The sequence below is a fragment of the Sutterella parvirubra YIT 11816 genome (genome assembly GCF_000250875.1).
GTDB lineage: Bacteria > Pseudomonadota > Gammaproteobacteria > Burkholderiales > Burkholderiaceae_F > Sutterella > Sutterella parvirubra.
On sequence record NZ_JH604944.1, the window covers coordinates 1 to 6,217 of the forward strand.

The 6,217-nt window shown below is 64.5% G+C and carries 5 protein-coding genes; 2 read left to right on the forward strand and 3 right to left on the reverse strand.

Annotated features, from left to right (window positions below):
• Nucleotides 1-322: 322 nt before the first annotated feature.
• The 3 genes from cybH to HMPREF9440_RS04500 are packed head-to-tail and all read right to left on the reverse strand — an operon-like array spanning nucleotide 323 to nucleotide 3,910.
• Nucleotides 323-1,033, reverse strand: a complete 711-nt coding sequence (cybH, locus tag HMPREF9440_RS04490; protein ID WP_008541897.1) for a Ni/Fe-hydrogenase, b-type cytochrome subunit — start codon at nucleotides 1,031-1,033, stop codon at nucleotides 323-325.
• A 19-nt stretch (nucleotides 1,034-1,052) separates the two neighbouring features.
• Nucleotides 1,053-2,819 (reverse strand): nickel-dependent hydrogenase large subunit, encoded by a 1,767-nt coding sequence (locus HMPREF9440_RS04495; protein WP_008541898.1) that lies wholly within the window; start codon nucleotides 2,817-2,819, stop codon nucleotides 1,053-1,055.
• Entirely contained in the window at nucleotides 2,816-3,910 is a 1,095-nt protein-coding gene (locus tag HMPREF9440_RS04500; RefSeq protein WP_008541899.1) for a hydrogenase small subunit, read from the reverse strand. The genes HMPREF9440_RS04495 and HMPREF9440_RS04500 overlap by 4 nt, the downstream gene beginning before the upstream one ends.
• 430 nt (nucleotides 3,911-4,340) lie before the next feature.
• Here HMPREF9440_RS04500 and hybE point away from each other — a divergent pair, with 430 nt between their 5' ends.
• Together hybE and HMPREF9440_RS04510 are read left to right on the forward strand one after the other, a co-directional pair.
• Nucleotides 4,341-5,090, forward strand: a complete 750-nt coding sequence (hybE, locus tag HMPREF9440_RS04505; protein WP_008541902.1) for a [NiFe]-hydrogenase assembly chaperone HybE — start codon at nucleotides 4,341-4,343, stop codon at nucleotides 5,088-5,090.
• On the forward strand, nucleotides 5,083-6,217 hold a 1,135-nt coding region (locus HMPREF9440_RS04510), incomplete at its 3' end, for a hypothetical protein (RefSeq protein ID WP_008541903.1). The genes hybE and HMPREF9440_RS04510, both read left to right, overlap by 8 nt.

The following is a 6,217-nucleotide window of genomic DNA, read 5'->3' on the forward strand; positions in this document are numbered from 1 at the left end:
GGGCGTTCGGACGAATTTTTCGCATCCCCCGGTCTTAGGACACGTACTTCGCTGTTGCCCAGATCAGGAAGGATTCAAGCCCTTTGGTTCTAGCAATTTCAAGCCCAAGGATGAGTGATGTACCCCATGCCCAAGAGATGGCAATGGATGTCCCTAAGTACAAAGATGGAAGCATAATATCTCCGAATTCAAATGCTTCCTAAGATACATGATCCTTGAATGCCGCTCAGAACTGGACAAGAAACTGGACAAAAACCCATCAAAAACCCCCTCCGGGAGACATCCCGGAGGGGGTCAGTTCATGCACCGAAAAGATGTATTCTCAGTGCTCCGTGTGCTTGAACATGCGCAGGCCCGTGCTCATCGAAGAGAGCGTCGTGGCGCCGCCCATCACGTCTTCGCGGAAGCTCATGTAAATATGCGCGATCGAGAAGAGGATGAAGACGTACATCAGCGCATGGTGCGTCGTACGAACCGCCTGAGCGTCACCGAAGAGGGTGAACACCCAGCCGAACCACGCCATCCAGCCCGTGTCCCAACCCCAGGCCTGCGCGTAGAGCGCGAGACCCGTGATGATGATCACGATGCTGCCCAGCACGAACATCGCGAACATCGCGAGCTGCGCGAGGGGGTTGTGGCCGGCGTATTCCGGGCTCGTCTTGCGCATGAAGAGGTAGTAGGCGATCTGCGTGAAGACGCCCTTCCACCACTTCATGCTCCAGAGCGGCGGGAGGAAGATCATCCGAGCGTAGCGGTTCCCGACCACCACCCAGTAGAGGCGGTAGACGAAAAGGCCCGTGAAGATGATCCCGGCCGCAAAGTGGGCGAGGCGGATGTAGCCGAAGTCGTACGTGATCCACGTATCGCCCAGGTTGGAGACGAGCGGCGCGCCGATCAGGAAGCCCGTGAAGATCATCACGAACATCGTGATCGACATCGCCCAGTGCCAGACGCGAACCGGCGCCTCCCAGACGTAGAGAGGATGCGTCCCCGCAGAGACGTCGACCTCAAAGGTGACCGGATCGATTTTCATAACCGTCCTCCTTGATCACTCAGCGGACCTGAACCTTGCAGAGCTCCTCGCCGTCGGGGTCGAGAAGGTGCGTCGCACAGGCGAGGCACGGGTCGAAGCTGTGGATCGTACGGATGATTTCAAGCGGCTGGTGCGGGTCGGCAACCGGCGTGCCGATCAGGGACTGCTCAAAGGCGCCCTTCTGGCCGTCGGGCGAACGCGGCGAGGCGTTCCACGTCGTCGGGACGATGGCCTGCCAGTTGGCGATGCGTTCGTCCTTGATGACGCACCAGTGACCGAGCGCGCCGCGCGGGGCTTCGCAGAAGCCGACGCCGCGGCATTCCTTCGGCCAGGTGGACGGTTCCCAAAAGGTCATGTCCGCGGCGGCCTCGTCGCCCGCCTTGATGTTGGCGGTGAGGTCGTCGACGTACTGCACCATCTTGTGGGCGGTCCAGCGGCATTCGAGCGCGCGGGCGGCATGGCGGCCGAGCGTCGAGAAGACGGCTTCGAGCGGAAGGTTGAGTTCCTTGAGCAGATCGAGCGCCGGTTCCTTGATGTGCGGAACGTTCTTCGCCACGCCCATGACGAGGCGGGCCAACGGACCCACTTCCATCATGTGGCCCTTCCAGCGCGGGCTCTTGATCCAGGAGTACTTGCCGTCGGCGGCGAGCCACGAGAACTTCGTCTTCGTGCCTTCGGAGCCTTCGGGCAGCGCAAAGGCGGCGTCCGTGACGCCTTCCCACGGGTGGAGGCCCTTGGCTTCATCCGGATAGCGGTACCACGAGTGGTCCACGAATTCCTGAATCTGGTTGAGGTCGCGCAGGTCGACGTCGTGGACTTCGTCCAGCTTCCCGTCGATGATCGCGCCGCGCGGCAGCTGGAGGGATTCGTCCGACCAGTCGTTCGCGATTTCCGGGAAGTCGCCGTAGCAGAGCACGTTCTTGTTCGAGAGACCCGCGCCGTACTTGAACCATTCCGGATAGAGCGAAGCGATCGCCTTGATGTCGGGCAGATAGACGTTCTCGACGATTTCGACGGAACGCTTGGCGACGTCACGCATGTAGTTGAGCGTAACTTCGTTGACCATCGTGCCCTGCGCGCCCGTGTCGTGCATGTTGATCGGGCAGGCGACGCCGCCGACCAGGTAGTTCGGGTGCGGGTTCTTGCCGCCCAGGATCGTGTGAATGCGCACGATCTCCTTCTGGAAGTCGAGCACTTCAAGGTAGTGCGTGACCGCAAGAAGGTTGACGGCGGGCGGGAGCTTCATTTCGGGATGGCCCCAGTAGCCCTTGTTGAAGATGCCGAGCTGACCCGAAGCGACGAACTTCTTCAGACGGTTCTGCACGTCGCGGAAGTAGCCGACGCTCGCCATCGGATGCGAGGGCGAGATCTTCTGCTGGAGTTCGGCGGTTTCGCGCGGATCCGCTTCCAGAGCGCTCACGACGTCGACCCAGTCGAGCGCGGAGAGCTGATAGAAGTGCACGATGTGGTCGTGCGTGTAGAGGGCCGCGTTGATCAGGTTGCGGATGATGTTCGCGTTCTTCGGGATCTTGATCCCGATGGCGTCTTCGACGCTTCGCACGGCCGCAAGGGCGTGAATGCCCGTGCAGACGCCGCAGATGCGTTCGACGAAGGCCCAGGCGTCGCGCGGGTCGCGACCCTTGAGGATCACCTCAAGGCCGCGCCACATGGTGCCGGTGCTCATGCTGTCGGCGATTTTCTGGTCGTCCCCGAGGATGGCCTGCACGCGCAGGTGACCTTCAATTCGGGTGACCGGGTCGACGACGATGCGGCGTTCGTTGCTCATTCTTCACCTCCGATCTCTTTGTTCGTCTTGGCGCGGGCCTGCGCAACCGCAGAGAGGGCCGCATGCGCCGCAGCGGCGGCGCCCACGACGGCGACCGTCGCGAGACCCACCTTGTCCACCGTGGCTTCGACGCCGCCCCAACCCGGGGGAAGGATGGTGGTTTCGTGTTTGTAGAAGGAACCCTTGTCGAAGAAGTTGGGTTCGGAGCAGCCGATGCAGCCGTGGCCGGACTGAACGGGCCAGGAGAGGCCTTCGTTCCAGCGGACGGTCGAGCAGGCGTTGTAGGTCGTGGGACCCTTGCAGCCGACCTTGTAGAGGCAGTAGCCGAGCTTGGCGCCGAGGTCGTCGAACTTCTCGACGAACTGACCGGCGTCGAAGTGGCCGCGGCGGTAGCACTTGTCGTGGATGCGCTGGCCGTAGAACATCTTCGGGCGGCCCATGCGGTCGAGCGGAGGCAGACGGTCGTAGGTGAGGATGTAGGTGACGACCGCGGTCATCACTTCAGGAATCGGCGGGCAGCCCGGAACGAGCACGATCGGCTTGTCCTTGATGACTTCCGTGATCGGCACGGCGTTCGTCGGATTGGGCTTGGCGGCCTGCACGCAGCCCCAGGCCGCGCACGAGCCCCAGCCGATGACGGCCTTGGCGTTCGCGCAGACGTGCTTGATCTTATTGAGGAAGATCTCGCCGCCCGGGATGCAGTTGACGCCGTCGTCGTTCAAGGGAACGTTCCCTTCGACCGCGACGATGTAGTTGCCCTTGTACTTTTCGATCGTTTCTTCGAGGGCTTCTTCGGCCTGATGCCCCGCCGCCGCCATGATCGTGTCGTCGTAGTCGAGCGAGATCATCGAGAGGACGAGGTCCTTCGCGACCGGCGTGTACGAGCGGATGAAGGATTCGGTGCAGCAGGTGCATTCGAGACCGTGCAGCCAAATCACGGGCGTGCGCGGCTTCGTCTCGAGCGCTTCCGCGATGTCCTGAGCGCCGGCGCTGCCCAGACCGAGGCTGGCAGCGGTGAGCGAGCAGAACTGCAGGAAGCTGCGGCGACTGACGCCCTGACGCCGAAGCGCTTCATATTGCGTTTCGAACATAAGGAATCTCCTTTGTCCTTGGGGTCTTTGAAAAGGTTGACGTCCGGTGCGCCAAGGCATGTTTTCCCGCTTCGCGCACGCAGGCGGACGTTTCACCCCGTACGCTATAGCAAAGCGACGGTTTCCACCATTGTTCGTCGAGGTGAAAAGCGGGAATTTGGGGTAGTCATTTGGTACTACCCGTGAGTAGTTTCGTTTTCAAATTCCTCCCAACGGCCGACCCGAACCCCTCCAACGGGGAATGGCCGCGCGGGCCGGGCGTTCCTATACTTTCCTGCAATGATCGGGGTGGTGTTGCCGGCGCGGATCCGGCGAAAAGGCCGGGTACCGGAAACTTTCGCCGTTCGCACCCACCTCCCGAGCCTCTTCAAACCCCGCCGCACCGGCACCAAGCGCCGTGCGGCGCCCAAATCCCGAGCGCGTTTCCGACATGACTGCCACTCTGCGAGTTCACACCCTCGACCCGTCCGAACACTTCCGGGCGGCCTTCGGGACGATTGAGAAGACGCGCTTTGCGGGCGTACCCGCATTGAACCCCAAGCTCACGGTCGAACCCCGGGGCTTCCGCCGCTGGGGAAACGACTGGGTGGGCGTCATGGTGACGCCCTGGAGCGTCTTCGCGGTCTTCTGTGCGGGGAACCGCGCGGGCTGGGAAGGCGCCGCCGCGGGGAAGGTCCGTCTCGTGGAACTCCCGGGCGGAGACTTCCCCTTCACCGTGATTGAGGACGACGTGGCGGGCCTCTACGCGTCGCTCTCTTTGATGAGCCCCGCGGATCAGCTCGCCGACCAGGCGACCGCGCAGGCCTTCGCGGACGAGTGCCTGCGCGCGATGCTCACAGCCAACCGCCTCCCCGAAGACGACGAGGACGCAGACGCCATCCTCACCGTTCCGCCCACCGCGGACGGGAAGCTCCACCGCGTGATTCCCATCAAGGCGACGCCGCCCAAAAACTGGACGGAGACGCCGGCGTTGACGCCTGAGCCCCCGAAACCCGAACCCCCGAAGCCCCGCGGCGCGATCTCGCGGCGCGCGCTCTTCGGCGGGAGGAGCCGTGCAGAAAAAACGGCCGAAGACAGCCCGGCGCAGCCGGCCGCGAACGCCGCGGCCGACGTGACGAACCCCGCGAACCCGACGGCGCCCGAATCCGCCCCGTCCGTGACGGAGGTGTCAGGTGTTTGACCCCGGCCATATCCTCGTCGATCTCTGCGAGAGGCGCTGCGAGCGCCTCACCGTGACGGTGTGCAACACCCGCACGGCCCGCGTCGCGAACGAACTCGTGAAGCCCGAATCGCGCCAGAACGCGAGGCGGCTGATCGGCCTCGTCTACGGGCTCTGCCCCCTGGCGCACCTCAATGCCTTCGACGCCGCGCGCGGGGCGGCCAAAGGGATTTCGGTCGCGGAACTGCGCGAACGCACCCTCGCCTTCGGCGAATCCGCCCTGATGCTCGAAGCCCTCACGGAAAACCTCCGCGTGATGACCTTGGAAGTTCAGACGCTTCTCCCCGCGGGCCCGCGCATCACCGACGACATCACGAACGCCAAGCGCTTCGGGTCGCTGCGCGGCAAGGTTCAGACGCTCGTTCACGTGGCGAGCGCGATGGATCCGCTCGCCGCCTCGGACGACGGCCACGCCTGGACCCAGGCCGCCGAAGTGGTGGACCTGGTACTCCCGGGCCTCACCGACGCCTTCCGCGACATGCTCTTCGGCATGACGCCCGAAGCGTGGCTCGAAACCGCGACGGCTTCCCCGGAAGCGATGCTCGACTGGGCGAAGGCCCATTCGGACCGCCTTCCCGCCGCCGCGTGGCTCGTCCACGTCGCCGAGCGCGGCCCCCGTTGGGGCGCCGTCGACTGCGAGCGCCTCCCCGCCGCCCCCGTCATCATGGACGAGCTGGGCTCGCGTATGCTCTCGGAATCGGGTTTTGCCCTCGCGCCGCGGCTACAGCACCGGCCGCGCCTCACCGGGGCGTTCGCCCGCATGGAGCACGCCGCGATCTTCCGCCCGTTCTCGCGCCGCGGGCCCGACGCCCTGACGTTGACGGCCGCGCGCCTTTTTGAATGCACGCTCGCGCTCCGGCTCTTGGAGGGCGGCGCCCAATCGCGCATGCGCCGCTTCGCGGGTCTTGAAGCCGCGGGGACGCCGCTCGTCGCGTCGGCGTTGACCTCTGAGGGCGCCGTCGGCACGGCCGAATCCGCCCGCGGGCTTCTCGCCCACGCGTTGACGCTCGACGCCGACGGGCTTCCCGCGGCGCTCGCGATCACGTCCCCCACCGAATGGCAGTTCGCCCCCGAAGGCGCCGCCGCCC

Coding starts and splice junctions, on each gene's coding strand:
- cybH (WP_008541897.1), bottom strand. CDS start 1,033: ATGAAAATCGATCCGGTCACCTTTGAGGTCGACGTCTCTGCGGGGACG.
- HMPREF9440_RS04495 (WP_008541898.1), bottom strand. CDS start 2,819: ATGAGCAACGAACGCCGCATCGTCGTCGACCCGGTCACCCGAATTGAA.
- HMPREF9440_RS04500 (WP_008541899.1), bottom strand. CDS start 3,910: ATGTTCGAAACGCAATATGAAGCGCTTCGGCGTCAGGGCGTCAGTCGC.
- hybE (WP_008541902.1), top strand. CDS start 4,341: ATGACTGCCACTCTGCGAGTTCACACCCTCGACCCGTCCGAACACTTC.